This is a genomic window from Rhizobium sp. 862_C5_N1_2 (genome assembly GCF_051811205.1).
Classification (GTDB): Bacteria; Pseudomonadota; Alphaproteobacteria; order Rhizobiales; family Rhizobiaceae; genus Rhizobium; species Rhizobium leguminosarum.
In genome coordinates, this window is record NZ_JBPWPT010000001.1 from 4,880,515 (window position 1) to 4,895,674 (window position 15,160).

Here is a 15,160-nt window from a genome sequence, read left to right on the forward strand (position 1 = left end):
TCTCAGTCTCCGTCCGAAAAGGAAAAGCCGGCTGAAAGGCCGATGGCCGCGCCATATTCGTCGCTGATCCGGGTGATCAGGTCGCGGCTATCGGCAAGCAGCGTATCGAGCTTGGCCTTCTCCGCATCGCTTGTGGCGACATCGATGTCGGGATTGAGCTTCGGCACGCTGTCGAGCAGCGATTTGAAGTCCTGGTCGATCGAGGCGGCAATCGGCTGCTTGTCCGGCGGCAACAGCTCGGCCATGCCGGCCTTCTGCCAGAGCGTGCGCAGGCCCTCCAGATTGGCGGCCATCGATTTCCAGGTATTTTTGGAGCGCCAGTAGATCGCCATGCGCGGCCGTGGCGCGGTGTCCTTGCCCTTGTAGAACTGTTCCAGGCGCTGGTCGCGGACATTCTCAGCACCATGGACGAGAATGCCGAGCAGCGCCGTCACCGCTTCCTTGTTGTCCATGAAATCGTTGCTCTGCGGGCCTGGATGTTTCCAGCTCGCCTGAACGCCATCGGGCTTTTCCCAGGCGGCGACGACTTCGCCGGCCTCACGCTGGATATTGCCGGCGACCGCCTGGCCGTAAAGGCAGCGGAAACTGCCCTTCTGCCCGACGAGATCGTCGGAGCCATTGCCGTAAAGCACGTATTCCAGCGCCGTCAGGCCTTGCAACGCAACACTCTTGCCGGCGATCGCATCAACGGTCGCATCCTTCGGATCGGCCTTGGCGATCAGCGCCTGCACCTGCTTGAGGCCGACGCCCTTGCGGTCGGGATAAAACAGGATGTGCTCGAAGAGATTGTCCTGGATAACAGGCCCGGTCTGGACGATCTCGATGATCGACCAATAGCGGATCGTGTCGTCGAAGGTGGACTTCGCTTTGTCGAGCGTCTGCTGCGTGCCGTCGGCGCAAAGATCCTTCATCGCCGTCGTCAGCCGGGCGGCCGATTGCTGCATGTTGCGATAGCCGGGACGGATCACCTCGTCGACGGCGCGCTGCATGACGGCGGGAACGGCATCCTCGTTCAGCCCTGCCGGGGGAGTGGCCGTCTGGGCGGCCGCTGATGTCGCGAGGCCGATCAGAGGAAGGCAGAGCAGTGGGTGCCAAAGGCGCATCAAAGTGACTCCAGGAATGTAATCAGGGCCGCCCTGTCGTCGGTCGACAGGGAGGAGAAAGCGTTGCGGGCCTTTTCAGCTTCGCCGCCATGCCAGAGAATCGCCTCGGTGAGGCTCCGCGCACGGCCGTCATGCAGGAAAAAGCTGTGTCCGCTGACAGTCCGGGTCAGTCCTATACCCCATAGCGGCGGCGTGCGCCATTCACGTCCGCTTGCAAGGCCAACCTGTTGCCCGTCGGCAAGACCGTCGCCCATATCGTGCAGGAGAAAGTCGGAATAGGGCCAGATCAGCTGGAAGGATTGTGCCTTGTCCGGCGTATCCCGGCGGGTGACGAATTTCGGCACATGGCAGGAAATGCAGCCGGTTTCGTAGAAGATCCGCTTGCCTCGCAGGGTCTCGAGGAAGCTTGCCTTGCGGCGCGAGGGAACCGCGAGATTTTCAGAATAGAAGGTCACGAGGTCGAGAATGGGACCCGGCGCTTCTTGCGCGCCCAGGCGTTTCTGCACCCCGGTCGGCATATCAAGGCATTTTTCTTCTGCCCGGGTGCAGTCGCCCTGCGCCTTCGGCTGATCGGGCGTCGAGATGCCGATATCATTGGCGAAGGCATCCGCACTCTGGTCGCGCACCGTGGCGTTCTGTGCCTTCCAGCCGAATCGTCCGAGCGCGATCTTGCCGCTGCGATGGTCGCGCACAATCGCCGCCTTCCCCGAAATACCGTCGCCATCGGTATCGTCCGGATCGGCATGGGCGAGGATATCGGCTTCGGGAATGGCCTCGATCAGTCCGAGGCCGATCATCGCCGAGGCGACACGCGGCGAAATCGTCGTCGCGGGATCGAGCGGTCCATAAGCGGGATTGACAACCGCATAGCTCGGCCGGCGCAGCGACACGATCTCGCCGTCGCCGAGCGTCACCCTCTCTTCCTGGTAGCTGATCGCCATCTTTCCTTCGGCAGCAAGGCCGGGAACGGCGAGGTCCTGCAGCTGATGGCCGTAGACCGGATCGGGAAAATTGACGACATCAGCCTGAGCGATCGCCTTTTCTTCCGCCGGCGTCCGGGCCGCGCGGGAAAGCCGCAGCAACATCGAGGCGGCGCTCGGGCCCCCCTCCGGCGGTTTGCCGCGGCCGTCATTGACATGGCAGCTCATGCAGGAGCGGGCGTTGAAGAGCGGCCCGAGACCATCGGAAGCCTGCGTCGAGGAGGGAGCGGAAACCCAGAGCTTGCGGAAGAGCGCGTTGCCGAGCTTAAAATTCTGCTCTTCGTCGAAGGGGATGTTGGCCGAAATATGCGAGAAGCTGTCCTCGGTGACAGGGTCGATCGAGGTCGTCGCCCCTGCCTGCATTGCTTCGTATTGTTCTGCCTTTGAAAAATCCGCTGTCGGCCGGGTGACGTCGGCGACACGTTTCAAATCGGCCTCGGAAAGGTCGGTGCGTTTCGTCGGCAGATCGAAACCGGCGGCGATGCTGACGGAAAAACCGGCAAGCGTGGCGCAGAGCACTGCGCTGGCGATCAATCGGCGGGCCGGGGCATGCGACATTTCAGGGTCCGGGCCGCTCCGGCTTTCGAAGCGGCCCGCCTTTTTGCTTATTTGAAGACGGCGTTAGGATTATCCAAGCTGTCGGAACCTTCAAGCTGAACCGTGCCGAGATCGAGTGCGGCAATAACGCGCTGCACCGATTTCGTCTGGTCGATCAGCCCGTCGATGGCGGCCTGGACGACGGCATTGCCTTCCTTGTTGCCCTCGGCGATCATCTGGTCGTACTTCTCGACCGTCTCGCCGCGCTTAGCCATGGCGTTCATGGCATCGAGCGTCTTGTTGAGCTTGCCTCCCACTTCGGCATCGAGCGCCTTGTCCTTGGCGGCCACCAGATCGTGCAGCGACGGGCCGCTGAGCTTGGTGCCGTCGACGCGGGTATAGTTGCCGGTATAGGCGGCGGCGATGCCGATCGCGTCGTTGAGATGCGAGTTGTAGGTATTGTCCGAGAAGCAATCATGCTCTTCCTCGGGATCGTGCAGCAGCAGGCCGAGCTTCATGCGCTCGCCGGCAAGCTCGCCGTAGGAAAGCGAACCCATGCCCGTCAGGATCGCGACGAGACCGGCCTTCGGATCGGCTTCGACGTTCTTCGTCGCAGCACCGTCCGGCGTCCAGTTGTCGGTCATTTCCTGCAGGTCGGAAACGAGCAGGGTGGAGGCGGATTTCAGATATTCGGCGCGACGGTCGCAATTGCCGTGCGTGCAATTCTTGAGATCGTAATCCGTTGCCGGACGGTCGCCGGCGCCAGGCCCCGTGCCGTTCAGATCCTGACCCCAGAGCAGGAATTCGATGGCATGATAGCCGGTCGCGACATTGGCTTCGATGCCGCCGGCCTCGGCCAGCGTGCCGGAGAGGAATTCCGGCGTCAGCTTGGAGGCGTCGACATCCTTGCCGTCGATCTTGATCGTCTTGTTGGCGATGACATTTGCCACATAGAGAGAGTTTTCGTCGCTCTCGGTGCCGTAGGAGGCATCGACATAGTCGATCAGGCCTTCATCGAGAGGCCATGCGTTGACCTTACCTTCCCAGTCGTCAACGATCGGATTGCCGAAGCGATAGACTTCCGTCTGCTGGTAGGGAACACGTGCCTTGATCCAGGCGTCCCTGGCGGCCTTGAGCGTCGCGTCGGTCGGCGCCTTCAGGAAGGCGTCGATGGCGGCGTCGAGCGCCTTGGCTGTCGTCAGCGAGTCTTCGTATTTCGCATGCGCCAGATCGGCATAGTGTTTCACTACGGCGGCAGCATCGGTCTCGGCATGCGCGGGAAGGGCGAGCAGGGCGGCGGGGGCGATCGCCAGCACGGCTGCGCGGAATTTGCGGTTGAGCTTCATGATCCTCTCCTGTGACGGGATTTTCCGTCTAATCGGGCTCCGTCTCTTCGCGCAAAAGCAAACTGGTGTCAAACACTCTAGTTTGGAATGATTTTAAGAATGGACAGGCGCGGCCAACCGGTCATTTTTGAACGGCATCTGCTTGAAAAATCGGCAGCAACCGTGCCATTTCGCCGCGGCATCGCCATCCGTTTTCCGCTAAACTGCGTCAGCCCTTCCGCTGCATACGGCAAAAGAAGAAGCCGTCCGTGTCGGTGGAGGCGGGCGTCAGCGTCACCGTCAGGCCGTCGGAAGAATGCGGACGCGGGGCGTCCTTTCCAAAGAGCTGATCCCAGGCAGGCAGGGCGCTGACGATCTGAAAATCAGGATTGGCGGCCGTGAAGCGGCGCGCCTGTTCCTCGTTCTCCTGAGGCAGGACCGAGCAGGTGACGTAGATCAGTTCGCCGCCTGATTTGACGAAGCTGCTCGCCTGCGCCAGCGCGTCCTGCTGCTGGGCCGTGCGTTCGTCGAGGTTCTTGGCCGTCAGCCGCCACTTCGTATCGGGGCGGCGGCGCCATGTGCCGGTGCCGGTGCAGGGCGCGTCGACCAGCACCTTGTCGCAGCGTTCGGCAAGGGCGGAGAGCGCCCTGGCGTCGTCATGCACCTGGACATTGCGCGTGCCTGCCCGCTTCAGCCGCTCGATGATCGGCGCCAGCCGTTTGCGGTCGGCGTCATAGGCGTGAACCTGTCCCTTGTTCTGCATGGCCGCCGCCATGGCGAGCGTCTTGCCGCCCCCGCCGGCGCAATAGTCGAGAACCTGTTCGCCATCATGGGCGAGCACCAGGTCGGCGACGATCTGCGATCCCTCGTCCTGAACTTCGAACCAGCCCTTTTGGAACGAAAGCTCGGCTGTCACGTTGGGAAGTCGCGAGGCGCCTTCGCCGGCGGCAATCCGGATGCCGTGGCGGGCGATCTTCGCTGCATGCGCGTTGGCTCTTTCGAGCGCCTTGACGACCTTGTCGCGGGAGGCCTTGAGCAGGTTGGCGCGCAAATCGAGCGTCGGGCGGGCGGCGAGTGCCTGTGCCTCGGCGAGCCAGCCGGCACCGAAGGCCTGTTCGAAGGAGGGTTGGACCCATTCGGGAATATCGCCGCGGATATGCGGCGGCGCATCGTCGAGGGAGCGGCTTTGAAAGGCCGAGGCGGCGTCGGCTGAAAGCGGCGTCGGCGCAAACTTGTCATCCGCCAGCTCAGTGGCAAGACTGTCCGGGGTGAAACCCCATTGGCGGAACATGACGGCATGGGCAATCGCCGCGGCACTATCGTCATCCATCAGCCAGGCATGGGAAAGCCGCATGCGCAGTGCGTCATAGACGATGTTGCCGATCGCAGCACGATCGCCGGAACCGGCGAAGCGGTGCGCGAGGCCCCAGTCCTTCAGCGCGTCGGCGACGGGCCGCTTGCGGGCATCGATGTCCGCGAGCACAGAAATCGCCCCTTCGAGGCGGCCGCCCAGACGCATTCACATGTCTCCTGTTGCCGTGGCGTGTGAACGACCAGCGCAAACGCGATAGTCACGCAGTGGATTGTTCACAAGTCTCAACCGGGTGGTAACCGCGATTGACGGCAAGAGCAAGCGCCGCTTCCGGCGCCTCAGCTGATGACCTGGTAGCAAACCTTCGCGGTGCCGGAGCTCACCATGCCGATATTCTGCGCGGCGGCGCGCGACAGGTCGATCACACGACCACGGATGAACGGACCACGATCGTTGATACGAACGACGACAGTGCGGCCATTATTGCGGTTGGTGACCTTCACCTTGGTGCCGAAAGCAAGCGAACGATGTGCGGCAGTCAAGATGGCAGGGTTCATACGTTCCCCGGAAGCAGTTTTGGAGCGAAGTGCGTACCATGAAGCACCGCCACAGCCATTTGCAGCAAAACCTTCCGCCGGAAGCATGGAAGAACAGGCGGCAATAGTTGCGGCGACGATAATAGAACGACGTATTTTCTTCAAAACAGAGTATCCCTCAACTATTGAACTCACGCCCTTGCAGGCGGCGGGGCTTAAATCTGCGAAAAAGTGGCGAAAAAGTGCCGGATGGGTTCACGGAGTATTACAATCTGTAACATTCGTGAGTGCGGTGATGGAATCTCAGGAATCCATGCCGCCCCCAAATGTGGAAAAAACCTAATAAAATCAGCTAAAATCCGAACGAATTTTCCGAAGGGATAGTTAACGGCCTGGCGTTCACGAAAATCGCGAAAATATTTTTCCGATTTCGCCATATTTGTTGCCACATTTGGGCAAATTTAAAGGCCGTTAACCATAAGATGCGGCGAAAATTGTCCGGCCAAAGCGGCAAAGTAGGAATTTCCTACTCATTTTGGGTGAGTACATCCCGTCGCAAACAGGACTGCATTCTAACCACGCCAGCGCCCGTCCTGCCACAATTGCGCAAGCGACATCGGATAGTTCGGGAAGGAGAATTCGAAGCCGGTGGCCTTCAGTTTCGCATTCGAGATGCGTTTGTTCTCGCCGTAGAAGGAGCGTGCCATCGGCGTCAGTTCGGCGGTCTCAAACGCTTGCTCGGGCGGCGGTTCGACGCCCATCAGGCGGGCTGCCTCGACGATCACATCCTGCGGCGGGCCGGGCCGGTCGTCAGTGACATTATAGATGCCGCCGAGGCCGCGCTCCGACAGGAAGTGGGTCGCGGCACCGATATCTTCGACGCGAATGCGGTTGAACACCTGGTCCTTCTTGATCAGCCGTCGCGCCGTGCCCTTCGCCAGATTGCAGAAGGCGTTGCGGCCCGGCCCATAGATCCCGGAAAGGCGGAGCACCGCCGCCGGCACACCGCGCTCCTGGCCCATCGCCAGCCAGCCCTCTTCTGCCTCGAGCCGCTCCTTCGACCGCCCGGAAATGGGCAGGCACGGCATTTCCTCACTCACCCAGGCGCCCTTGTGATCGCCATAGACGCCGACGGTGGAGAGATAACCGATCCATTCAAGCTTCGGCAGCAGGCGTGCGCCGTCCTTGTCAAGCAGCCGCAGCAGCGGGTCGGCCTTTCCAGGCGCGATCGACTGCGCGAGATGCGTTACACCAGTCAACGCCCGGCGCAGCCCCTCGTCCATGCTCTCGCCGTCGAAAAGGAATGCTTCGATGCCATTATGGCGGAGCACGTCCATCTTGTCTGGCGAACGCGTGGTGCCGGAAACACGCACGCCGTTGCCGGCAAAGGCCTTGGCGATCGCTGTGCCGGAATAACCGCAGCCAAAGATCATCACATGCATCAGCCCACTCCCGCCAATCGCCATTCGTTCAGGACGTCGTCATCTTTCTCATCCGTCCTTTGTGCGGCAAAGACCGAGAATTCGCCAGCCTCCATCAGCCGTGAAAGCGCCCAGACCGCCATGCCGCGCACTACGGGCGAGGGATCGTCCGAAAGCGCGCAACATGGCCCGATGAGCACCTTGTCGCCGGAATTGCCGGCGGCGATCAGAACGTTGCGGACGAAGCGGTCGCGGCCGATCCGCTTGACCGGCGAGCCGCTGAAGAAGGCACGGAAGGCGGCATCGTCAAGCGTCAGCAGAAAGGCGATCGACGGCTCCTTCAGTTCTTCCCGCGCCTGTAGCTTCATCTCGGAGGCGGAGCTTGCGAACTTGTTCCAGGGACAGGCGGCAAGACAGTCGTCGCAGCCATAGATGCGATTGCCGATCAGCACACGCAAATCGGCGTCGATCGGTCCCTTGTGCTCAATGGTGAGGTAGGAGATGCAGCGCCGCGCGTCGATCTGGTAAGGCGCCGGGAAGGCAGCCGTCGGACAGATGTCGAGACAGGCGCGGCAGGAGCCGCAATGATCGCTCTCCGGCGCGTCGATGGCAAGATCGGCGGTGGTGAACATCGTGCCGAGAAACAGCCAGGAACCGTGCGTGCGGCTGACGAGATTGGTATGTTTGCCCTGCCAACCGAGCCCGGCCGCCGCCGCTAAGGGCTTTTCCATGACAGGCGCCGTATCGACGAAGACCTTCACATCGGCGCCGGCCCGTGCCGCAAAGCGCGTGGCGATTTCCTTCAGCCGGCCCTTGATGACGTCGTGGTAATCGCGGTTGCGGGCGTAAACGGAAATTGCCGCTTTATCAGGCTTGTCGAGGATACCGCGGGGATCTTCCTCCGGTGCGTAATTCAAGCCGAAGACGACGACGGAGCGCACCTCGCTCCACAGTGTGCGCGGATCGCCGCGCCGGTCGCGAGTCTCCGCCATCCAGTCCATCGTCCCGTGGCGCCCGGCATCGATGAACTGGCCGAGACGCTCCTTGGCTTGCGGGATCGCGTCCGGGCGCGTGATGCGGCAGAGATCGAAGCCCTTGGCAGCAGATTCCGCCCGAACGAACTCGGTCAAATTGTCGCGGCGGCGGCGCCCTTTGTCGTCATTGTCAGGTTCGGGCATGAAGAGCCCTCGTCAGAAATCCAGATCGGCATAGTGTGAAACCGGTGTCAGTCCGCGCACGCGCTCGGTCAGCATCGGCCGGAAGGAGGGACGTGACTTCAGCCGCTGGTACCAGTCCTTGACGACGGGCGAATCCGCCCACTCGATCTCGCCGAGATAATCGAGGATGGAGATCGAGGCCGCGGCGGCCAGGTCGGCATAACTCATCCGCTCGCCCGCCAGCCACTGACGCGAACCGGCGAGCCAGGTGAGATAGCGCATATGCTGGCGGATATTCGCGCGCGCCGTGCGTAAAACCTTGGAATCTGGCGCTCCACCGCCCTGATCCGCTGTCATCTGCAACTTGTAGACACGCTCGCGGGCGAGCGGCTTGGTCACGTCGTTTTCCATTTTCTGCATGAACCATTCGGTCAGCCGGCGGATTTCCGCCCGCTGGAAAGGATCTTCGGCGAGCAGCCGCCGGTCGCGCTTCAAGACGCCATGCGTCTCGTCCAGATACTCGGAAATGACGCTCGCGCCGCAGAGCGCGCGCATGCTGTCGTCGACATAGACCGGCAGCGTGCCGGCCGGATTGAGCGCCAGGAAATCCCGGCGCTTCTCCCATGTCTGCTCTTCGATCAGATCCGCCTGATAGCCGTATTCCGCCAGGATCAGGCGGACGAAGCGAGATGCGGATGACATGGGATGATGATAAAGCGTGGGCATCGATACTCGGGCGTTGTGATTGCTGTTACAGGACTGTGTGGCAGCTCAATTATAGCGCCCTAGTCATGACTCATTGGTTGAAGCTATAGGAGCTTGGCCCCGCCAATACAAGCGAATCGGATTTTTCAGGCCACCTGATAATGGCGAAACACGGTCTAACGAACGAATGGAAGCGGCAGCCTGATCGGCCCAAGCGCTCAGGCCCGACCGAACTTTAAACCGGAGACAATGTATGGATTATATAAATGCTGCAATTCTCGGCGTCATAGAGGGGATCACCGAGTTCCTGCCGATCTCGAGCACCGGCCATCTGATCATTGCGGAGCAATGGCTCGGACATCGGTCGGATATGTTCAACATCGTTATTCAGGCGGGCGCTATCCTCGCCGTCACCATCATTTACTGGCGTCGGCTGCTGGATCTGGTGCTTGGCTGGCGCGATCCTGCCAACCGCGATTATGCCGCCAAGCTGATCGTCGCCTTTCTCATCACCGCCGTTCTTGGACTGGTCGTCAAGAAGCTCGGCTTTGAACTGCCGGAGACCGCGACGCCGATTGCCTGGGCGCTCATCATCGGCGGTATCTGGATGATTTTTGCCGAATGGGCCGCCGCCCGCAGGCCGCCCCATAAAGAGATCACCTGGCTTGTCGCCATCCTGGTCGGCATCGCCCAGATCGTCGCCGGGGTGTTCCCAGGAACGTCGCGCTCCGGCGCCACGATCTTCGTCGCCATGCTGGCGGGCACCGGCAACCGCGCAGCGGCGACGGAATTCGCCTTTCTCGTCGGCATACCCACAATGTATGCCGCCAGCGGCTATGAATTGCTGAAGACGTTTAAGGATGGTGGAGCGGCAGGCGAAGACTGGACGGCGCTCGGCATCGCCTTCGTCGTCTCCACGGTCGTCGCCTTCATCGCCGTTAAATGGCTGCTTGCCTATATCAGGAGCAACCGGTTTACCCTGTTTGCCATTTACCGCATCATTCTCGGTGCCTTGCTGCTCGGCATGGCCGCGACCGGTTTCATTGCCTGAGACATCCGTCCCGCATTGCATTCGCGCAACTCCCGGCGCGAATGCAAATGCCCGCCGGACTTCTCGAATAGACACTCGATTACCGGCAGGGCGCCGATTTCAGATAGGCGATGTTGAGGGGATAAGCGCCCGCCGCCGTTTTTGATACAGGCGAGACTGAACGTTCATTGCGGAGCGCGCTGTTTCAGGCGCTCCGGTCGACTGCTGGCTTGGAGCAGCATGCCGGCGCAGGGCCGGCCTTTCGTCAATGGATAATCGAAGCCGTCGAGCAAGGATCGACGCCGTAGGCCGGCGAGCAATCGCCCTTTACCGCCGCGACCGAACCGGGCGCAACGAAAGAGCCTGCAAGGATAACCAGCGCCGCACACGCAAACAGGAGCGCGATTGACTTGCCCATCGAGAAATGCCTTTCACAGTGATTGCCGCACGCGACCGCAGGCGTTGAGTCCGTTGGAAGACGCGCGGGTTTGGTAGTCAGTGGAATGGCAAATAGCAATAAACGTTCCTGCTAAATTTGGCGTTAATTCCACAAAAATTCCGATGCGTCTTTTATGCAACGCCGCTGAGTATGCCGAGCACCAGAACACTTCAAACTTGCGCCGGGCTTTGCGGGACACGCCAACGCCAAAACGCCGCCCGCGGTATCGGCGGACGGCGTTATCGTTCCTCGGAAAAGATGGTCAGGCGGCCTTGCCGGTACCCGTGTACTGGCCGTGCGGACGATAGTGCACCAGGTAGGAGCCAAGCACCGATGCCACCATGGTGGGCGCAATGCCGAGGCCCTTCAGCGTGCGGCCTTCCGCCTCGGCTTCCGGGGAGACGACATTGTCGCGCTTCAGCAGGCGCACCTGGTCCGGCGTGATCGGCGGCGTTATGAAGGGGACCAGCGAAGCGATGCTGCCGATCATCGAAGCGATGCCGAAGGGCAGGGATACCAGCGGGTTCTTGCGGCACGTTACCTTCAGCATCGTCTCGAGACATTCGCGGAAGCTCAGCACCTCAGGCCCGCCAAGCTCATAGACCTTGCCGCCGGCGACCTTGCCGTCGACGGCGCGGGCAACGGCCTCGGCGACATCCTCGACATAGACAGGCTGGAATTTCGTCTTGCCGCCGCCGACGAGCGGCAGGATCGGCGACATGCGCGCCATCTCGGCGAATTTGTTGAAGAAGCTGTCCTCCGGTCCGAAGACGATCGACGGACGGAAGATCACCGCATCGGGCTTGACCGAGAGGATGGCCGTTTCGGCGCGACCCTTGGTGCGGCCATAGTCCGAATCGGATTTCGCGTCGGCGCCGATCGCCGAAATATGCGTCAGCGTCGCGCCTGCCCCGCGCGCCGCCTCAGCAATCGCACGACCGCCGAATTCCTGCACGGCGTCGAAAGTGTTGCGGCCGACCTCGTGCAGAATGCCGACGCAGTTGACGACGTGGCTCGCACCGTCGACGGCGCGATCGATCGAGCTGCGGTAGCGCAGGTTCGCCTGGACGAAGGAGATCTGACCGACATTGCCGAGCGGCTGCAGAAAGCCGGCGAGATCGGGACGGCGCACGGCGACGCGGATGTTATAGCCGCGCTTGGCCAGCGCCCGAACCACGTGCCTGCCCACGAAGCCGGACCCTCCGAACACGGTGACGAGCGGCGGCAGGTTGGCAAGGGTCATGGCAGGCTCCTCGAAAGGCTTTGCGGAATGCTTGATTGGCTTCGTCTTAGCCGAATCCCGGCGCGACGGGAAGGCCTATCGTACCGTCAGTTTTGCGGGATGCGAGACCGCTCTAGACCCCTTCGACGACGACCATTTCCGCATCCGCGACTTCCTGGCGGATTTTCGCGGCGATCTGGTATTCCGGCGAATTATAGCAGTCGACCGCATGCTGCATCGACGGGAATTCGATCACCACGTTGCGGACGCGCGCCTTGCCCTCGAGTTCGGTGAAGGCGCCGCCGCGCGCCAGGAAATTCGCGCCATACTTTTCGAAGGCCGGCTTGGCGGCCGCCACATAATCCTTGTAGCGCTCGGCATCGCGAACATCGACGCGGGCGATCCAATATCCCTTGGCCATGGTCTTCTCCCTTTTGTCGTTGAAACTATCAGCGGTTTGCCGGCCAGAGCGCCGACACCATCTCGCTGAGGATCGCACGGGCGGCATCTCGGGGATCCGGCGCCTTGACGACAGGCCGGCCGACGACGAGATGCGTCGCTCCCGCCTTCAGCGCGTCGAAAGGCGTCATCACCCGCTTCTGGTCGCCCTTGTCGCTACCATCAGGGCGAATGCCGGGGGTGACGATCGCCATCTCGGGTCCGACGATTTCGCGTACCTCAGCCGCTTCCGCCGCCGAGCAGACCACGCCGCCCATGCCGGCCGCGCGCGCCTGTTCGGCGCGGCGCAGCACCAGGCTGTGCGGATCCTGGCTGTAGCCGGCATCGGCAAGGTCATCGGCATCCATCGAGGTCAGCACGGTCACGCCGAGCAGGCAGAGGCCGGAACCGGCCGCGGCCTCGACCGCCGCCTTCATCGCTTTCGGATAGGCGTGCAGCGTCAGCATCGACATGCCCATCTTGGCGATGTTCTCGACGCCGGAGGCAACCGTGTTGTCGATGTCGAGCAGCTTCATGTCGAGAAAGATCTTTTTGCCGCTGGCGGCAAGCTCACGGGCGAATTCCAGGCCGCCGGCAAAGACCAGCTGATAGCCGATCTTGTAGAAGAGAATGTCGTCGCCGAGCGCGGATACCAGTCTTTCCGCCTCGCCGATCGTTGGAACATCCAGGCCGACGATCAACCGCTCGCGTGCGTCCATCTGAAGTCACCCCTGCCAGTCTTCGATGAGCGTCCAGTCGCATGATAAGCGGCGGTCCGCAAGACCGAAAGCATAGAGATTGCCGCCACCGCCCGGCTGGTCACGGTCGCGCGCGATCGAGCTCCCCGCCAGATGGCATTTGAGCAGCGTGCCGACGCCGCCATGGCCGACAAAGGCGATCGGCGCCGTCGCATCATGCGTGGCAAGAACGGCGTTAACAGACTCGACGATGCGGGCTTGCGCGTCGACGGCGCGCTCCCAGCCCTTGAAGCTTTGTTCCGGATGGGCAAAGAACCAGTCGGCGGCTTCTTCGAATTGCGGCGGCGGCAGGAAGCCGGTGGCCGAGCGGTCGTTCTCGTGCATGGCGGGGACGATCTCGACGGTCACGCCGGAAGCCTCCGCCAGAATTTCGGCCGTCTCGATCGCCTTCGTCTCGTCGCTGGAGACGATGCGCTGCAACTGCCTGGCCCAGCCGCTCTCTGCCGCTTTGCGGGCACGTGCCGCGCCGACATCGGAAAGCCCCCATTTCGGCACCGGCACGTTGGCGTCGATCTTGACCTGCGGATGAGTGATGTAGATCCCGAACATCTCAGCCGCGCTTGTAGATCCAGAGCTGCGCCGGCGGAATGTTGCGCATGACGAAGTCGAAATGCTGGATATGGTAGCGGTCGGGATTGGCGGCGATCGGCGAGATCGCCCCATAGGAAATCTGCACCATCGGCCGGCCGGCCGGCAGTCGATCGAGCAGGCTTTCGAGCAGCGAGATGCGCTTCGCCATCGGGAAATTCAGAAGCGGAATGCCCGAGACGACGGAATCGAAGGTGAGACCGCCGAAATTGCCAAGAGTGGTCTGAAGATCGAAAGCGTCGCCGTTGATGAAGTGCACGCCGGGATAGGTCCGCAGCAGATGTTTGTGGAAATCCGTCGAATATTCGATCGCAACGAGATTTTCCGGACGAACGCCGCGGCCGAGGATGGCCTTGGTGATGGCGCCCGTGCCCGGCCCGAGTTCAAGCACCGGCAGCCCGGAATGGATATCGACGACGCTTGCCATGCGCTTCGCCGTGATCGAGGAGGTCGGCACAATCGAGCCTACCGTCTTCGGCCCCTGCATCATGCCTCGGAAGAAGCGGATCTCGTCGTCGAACCTCTTCCCGAACCGTTCCTTCACCTTGACCCGTAAGCTCATTCTCCACCCATCCGCATGTTGATCGAATGCCTTAATATGCCGCTTGTCGCTTAAGGGACAAGGATTTTCGCAACAAGGACATCGGCATCAACAGTTCATGCGGCTTTCGGCGCGGAACCGGGCATGAGATCGGCCAGCCTTTCGGCCAGGTGATCGGCGTCGACAGGCGCGCGCAGCTTCACGTCGGTATTGTCGAAATAGAGATAAACGTCGCGGCCCTTGGTGCGCGCCGCTACGGGCGCCAGCACCCGCGTCGCATTCTCAGGTTCTCCGCCCGTGGCCCAGGCGCGGATGCGTTGCGCCCAGATGTCGAGTGCTTCGTCCTCGTAGCCGCTGACATAGAGCTTTTCGGAGCCATGCAGGCGGCAATAGACGAAATCGGCGGTGATATCCATCAGCAGCGGCCATTTCACCGTATCGGCGCAGACGAGAGCGACCTTGTGACGCCTGAGCATGTCGATGAAGGCGGGTGAGCGGAAGCTCTCGTGGCGGATTTCGAGCGCATGGCGGATCGGCTGGTGCCCGTCGCTTTTAAGCCAGGCCGGTCCCTTGATATGCCAGTCGTGGCGCTTCGCAAGCGCTATCGCCGCGTCGCGGTCGTGCGGCAGCAGCGACAAAAAACTTTCGAAAAGGGATGGATCGAAGGCCATGTTCGGCGGCAATTGCCAGAGGATCGGCCCGAGCTTGGGACCAAGCCGCAGCAGGCCGGAGGCGAGGAAATTGGCGAGCGCCGTCTCGATATTCTGCAGCCGCAGCATATGGGTGATGAAGCGCGGTCCCTTGACCGCGAAGATGAAATCATCCGGCGTCTCGTCGCGCCAGCGGCCGAAACTTTCGGGCCGCTGCAATCCGTAGAAGGTGCCGTTGATCTCGATCGACCGGAAGTGCCGGGCGGCGTAGGAAAGCTCCTGCTTCTGCGGCAGGTCCTCCGGGTAGAATTGGCCGCGCCAGGGCCCATAGGTCCAGCCGGATATGCCGATGCGCACCGTTCCCGTCTTATTGGTCATGGGATCCTCCGTTTTGACAGGAGGAAAAACGGCAAGCGGT

15 protein-coding genes are annotated in these 15,160 nt (G+C 61.8%); 1 reads left to right on the forward strand and 14 read right to left on the reverse strand.

Translation table 11 applies throughout. The features are described 5' to 3' along the window. Positions 1-2: 2 nt before the first annotated feature. The 8 genes from ACD590_RS23980 to ACD590_RS24015 form a co-directional block, all read right to left on the reverse strand. Positions 3-1,103, reverse strand: a complete 1,101-nt coding sequence (locus ACD590_RS23980) for an imelysin family protein (protein ID WP_334541402.1) — start codon at positions 1,101-1,103, stop codon at positions 3-5. Further along, positions 1,103-2,641 carry a di-heme oxidoreductase family protein gene (locus tag ACD590_RS23985; RefSeq protein WP_439003464.1) on the reverse strand — a complete coding sequence of 513 codons (1,539 nt, stop codon included), beginning with the start codon at positions 2,639-2,641 and terminating at the stop codon, positions 1,103-1,105. The genes ACD590_RS23980 and ACD590_RS23985 overlap by 1 nt, the downstream gene beginning before the upstream one ends. 47 nt (positions 2,642-2,688) lie before the next feature. Then, positions 2,689-3,966, reverse strand: coding sequence for an imelysin family protein (locus ACD590_RS23990; RefSeq protein ID WP_130718670.1), 1,278 nt, complete (start codon positions 3,964-3,966; stop codon positions 2,689-2,691). A 208-nt stretch (positions 3,967-4,174) separates the two neighbouring features. Continuing rightward, entirely contained in the window at positions 4,175-5,464 is a 1,290-nt protein-coding gene (locus ACD590_RS23995) for an RsmB/NOP family class I SAM-dependent RNA methyltransferase (protein ID WP_128408404.1), read from the reverse strand. A 131-nt stretch (positions 5,465-5,595) separates the two neighbouring features. Beyond that, entirely contained in the window at positions 5,596-5,958 is a 363-nt protein-coding gene (locus tag ACD590_RS24000) for a septal ring lytic transglycosylase RlpA family protein (protein WP_018244428.1), read from the reverse strand. 407 nt (positions 5,959-6,365) lie between these two features. Continuing rightward, positions 6,366-7,235: an SDR family oxidoreductase gene (locus ACD590_RS24005; RefSeq protein ID WP_439003465.1), complete on the reverse strand. Its 870-nt coding sequence runs from the start codon at positions 7,233-7,235 to the stop codon at positions 6,366-6,368. Then, complete coding sequence (queG, locus tag ACD590_RS24010; RefSeq protein WP_439003466.1) at positions 7,235-8,392, reverse strand: tRNA epoxyqueuosine(34) reductase QueG; 1,158 nt, start codon at positions 8,390-8,392, stop codon at positions 7,235-7,237. Before queG ends, ACD590_RS24005 begins: the two co-directional genes overlap by 1 nt. A 12-nt stretch (positions 8,393-8,404) precedes the next feature. Further along, the gene (locus ACD590_RS24015) at positions 8,405-9,097 is read right to left on the reverse strand and encodes a glutathione S-transferase family protein (RefSeq protein WP_003544722.1); all 693 of its coding nucleotides are present in this window, start codon (positions 9,095-9,097) and stop codon (positions 8,405-8,407) included. A gap of 232 nt (positions 9,098-9,329) precedes the next feature. On the opposite strand from ACD590_RS24015, the gene ACD590_RS24020 reads away from it, so the two are divergent. Further along, positions 9,330-10,127, forward strand: a complete 798-nt coding sequence (locus tag ACD590_RS24020) for an undecaprenyl-diphosphate phosphatase (RefSeq protein WP_247264683.1) — start codon at positions 9,330-9,332, stop codon at positions 10,125-10,127. Positions 10,128-10,807: 680 nt separating this feature from the next. On the opposite strand, the gene ACD590_RS24025 is transcribed toward ACD590_RS24020, so the two are convergent. From ACD590_RS24025 to ACD590_RS24050, 6 genes are all read right to left on the reverse strand, one after another. After that, positions 10,808-11,788, reverse strand: a complete 981-nt coding sequence (locus ACD590_RS24025) for a complex I NDUFA9 subunit family protein (protein WP_131702132.1) — start codon at positions 11,786-11,788, stop codon at positions 10,808-10,810. 112 nt (positions 11,789-11,900) lie between these two features. After that, the gene (locus ACD590_RS24030; RefSeq protein ID WP_003544731.1) at positions 11,901-12,188 is read right to left on the reverse strand and encodes a DUF1330 domain-containing protein; all 288 of its coding nucleotides are present in this window, start codon (positions 12,186-12,188) and stop codon (positions 11,901-11,903) included. A 28-nt stretch (positions 12,189-12,216) separates the two neighbouring features. Then, a complete protein-coding gene (gene pyrF / locus ACD590_RS24035) occupies positions 12,217-12,924 on the reverse strand; it encodes an orotidine-5'-phosphate decarboxylase (protein WP_112905768.1) in 708 nt (235 codons plus the stop codon). 6 nt (positions 12,925-12,930) lie between these two features. Then, positions 12,931-13,512 (reverse strand): histidine phosphatase family protein, encoded by a 582-nt coding sequence (locus ACD590_RS24040; RefSeq protein ID WP_439003467.1) that lies wholly within the window; start codon positions 13,510-13,512, stop codon positions 12,931-12,933. A gap of 1 nt (position 13,513) precedes the next feature. Further along, the gene (pmtA, locus tag ACD590_RS24045) at positions 13,514-14,113 is read right to left on the reverse strand and encodes a phospholipid N-methyltransferase PmtA (RefSeq protein ID WP_018244435.1); all 600 of its coding nucleotides are present in this window, start codon (positions 14,111-14,113) and stop codon (positions 13,514-13,516) included. 95 nt (positions 14,114-14,208) lie between these two features. Next, positions 14,209-15,120 (reverse strand): DUF72 domain-containing protein, encoded by a 912-nt coding sequence (locus ACD590_RS24050; RefSeq protein WP_439003468.1) that lies wholly within the window; start codon positions 15,118-15,120, stop codon positions 14,209-14,211. Between the last annotated feature and the right edge of the window lie 40 nt (positions 15,121-15,160).

Excerpts from the sequence above, each read along its gene's own strand:
- ACD590_RS24030 (WP_003544731.1), bottom strand. The coding sequence starts at position 12,188 with ATGGCCAAGGGATATTGGATCGCCCGCGTCGATGTTCGCGATGCCGAG.
- ACD590_RS23980 (WP_334541402.1), bottom strand. The coding sequence starts at position 1,103 with ATGCGCCTTTGGCACCCACTGCTCTGCCTTCCTCTGATCGGCCTCGCG.
- ACD590_RS24025 (WP_131702132.1), bottom strand. The coding sequence starts at position 11,788 with ATGACCCTTGCCAACCTGCCGCCGCTCGTCACCGTGTTCGGAGGGTCC.
- ACD590_RS24020 (WP_247264683.1), top strand. The coding sequence starts at position 9,330 with ATGGATTATATAAATGCTGCAATTCTCGGCGTCATAGAGGGGATCACC.
- queG (WP_439003466.1), bottom strand. The coding sequence starts at position 8,392 with ATGCCCGAACCTGACAATGACGACAAAGGGCGCCGCCGCCGCGACAAT.
- ACD590_RS23995 (WP_128408404.1), bottom strand. The coding sequence starts at position 5,464 with ATGCGTCTGGGCGGCCGCCTCGAAGGGGCGATTTCTGTGCTCGCGGAC.
- ACD590_RS24050 (WP_439003468.1), bottom strand. The coding sequence starts at position 15,120 with ATGACCAATAAGACGGGAACGGTGCGCATCGGCATATCCGGCTGGACC.
- ACD590_RS24040 (WP_439003467.1), bottom strand. The coding sequence starts at position 13,512 with ATGTTCGGGATCTACATCACTCATCCGCAGGTCAAGATCGACGCCAAC.
- ACD590_RS24005 (WP_439003465.1), bottom strand. The coding sequence starts at position 7,235 with ATGCATGTGATGATCTTTGGCTGCGGTTATTCCGGCACAGCGATCGCC.
- pyrF (WP_112905768.1), bottom strand. The coding sequence starts at position 12,924 with ATGGACGCACGCGAGCGGTTGATCGTCGGCCTGGATGTTCCAACGATC.
- ACD590_RS24015 (WP_003544722.1), bottom strand. The coding sequence starts at position 9,097 with ATGCCCACGCTTTATCATCATCCCATGTCATCCGCATCTCGCTTCGTC.
- pmtA (WP_018244435.1), bottom strand. The coding sequence starts at position 14,113 with ATGAGCTTACGGGTCAAGGTGAAGGAACGGTTCGGGAAGAGGTTCGAC.
- ACD590_RS23990 (WP_130718670.1), bottom strand. The coding sequence starts at position 3,966 with ATGAAGCTCAACCGCAAATTCCGCGCAGCCGTGCTGGCGATCGCCCCC.
- ACD590_RS23985 (WP_439003464.1), bottom strand. The coding sequence starts at position 2,641 with ATGTCGCATGCCCCGGCCCGCCGATTGATCGCCAGCGCAGTGCTCTGC.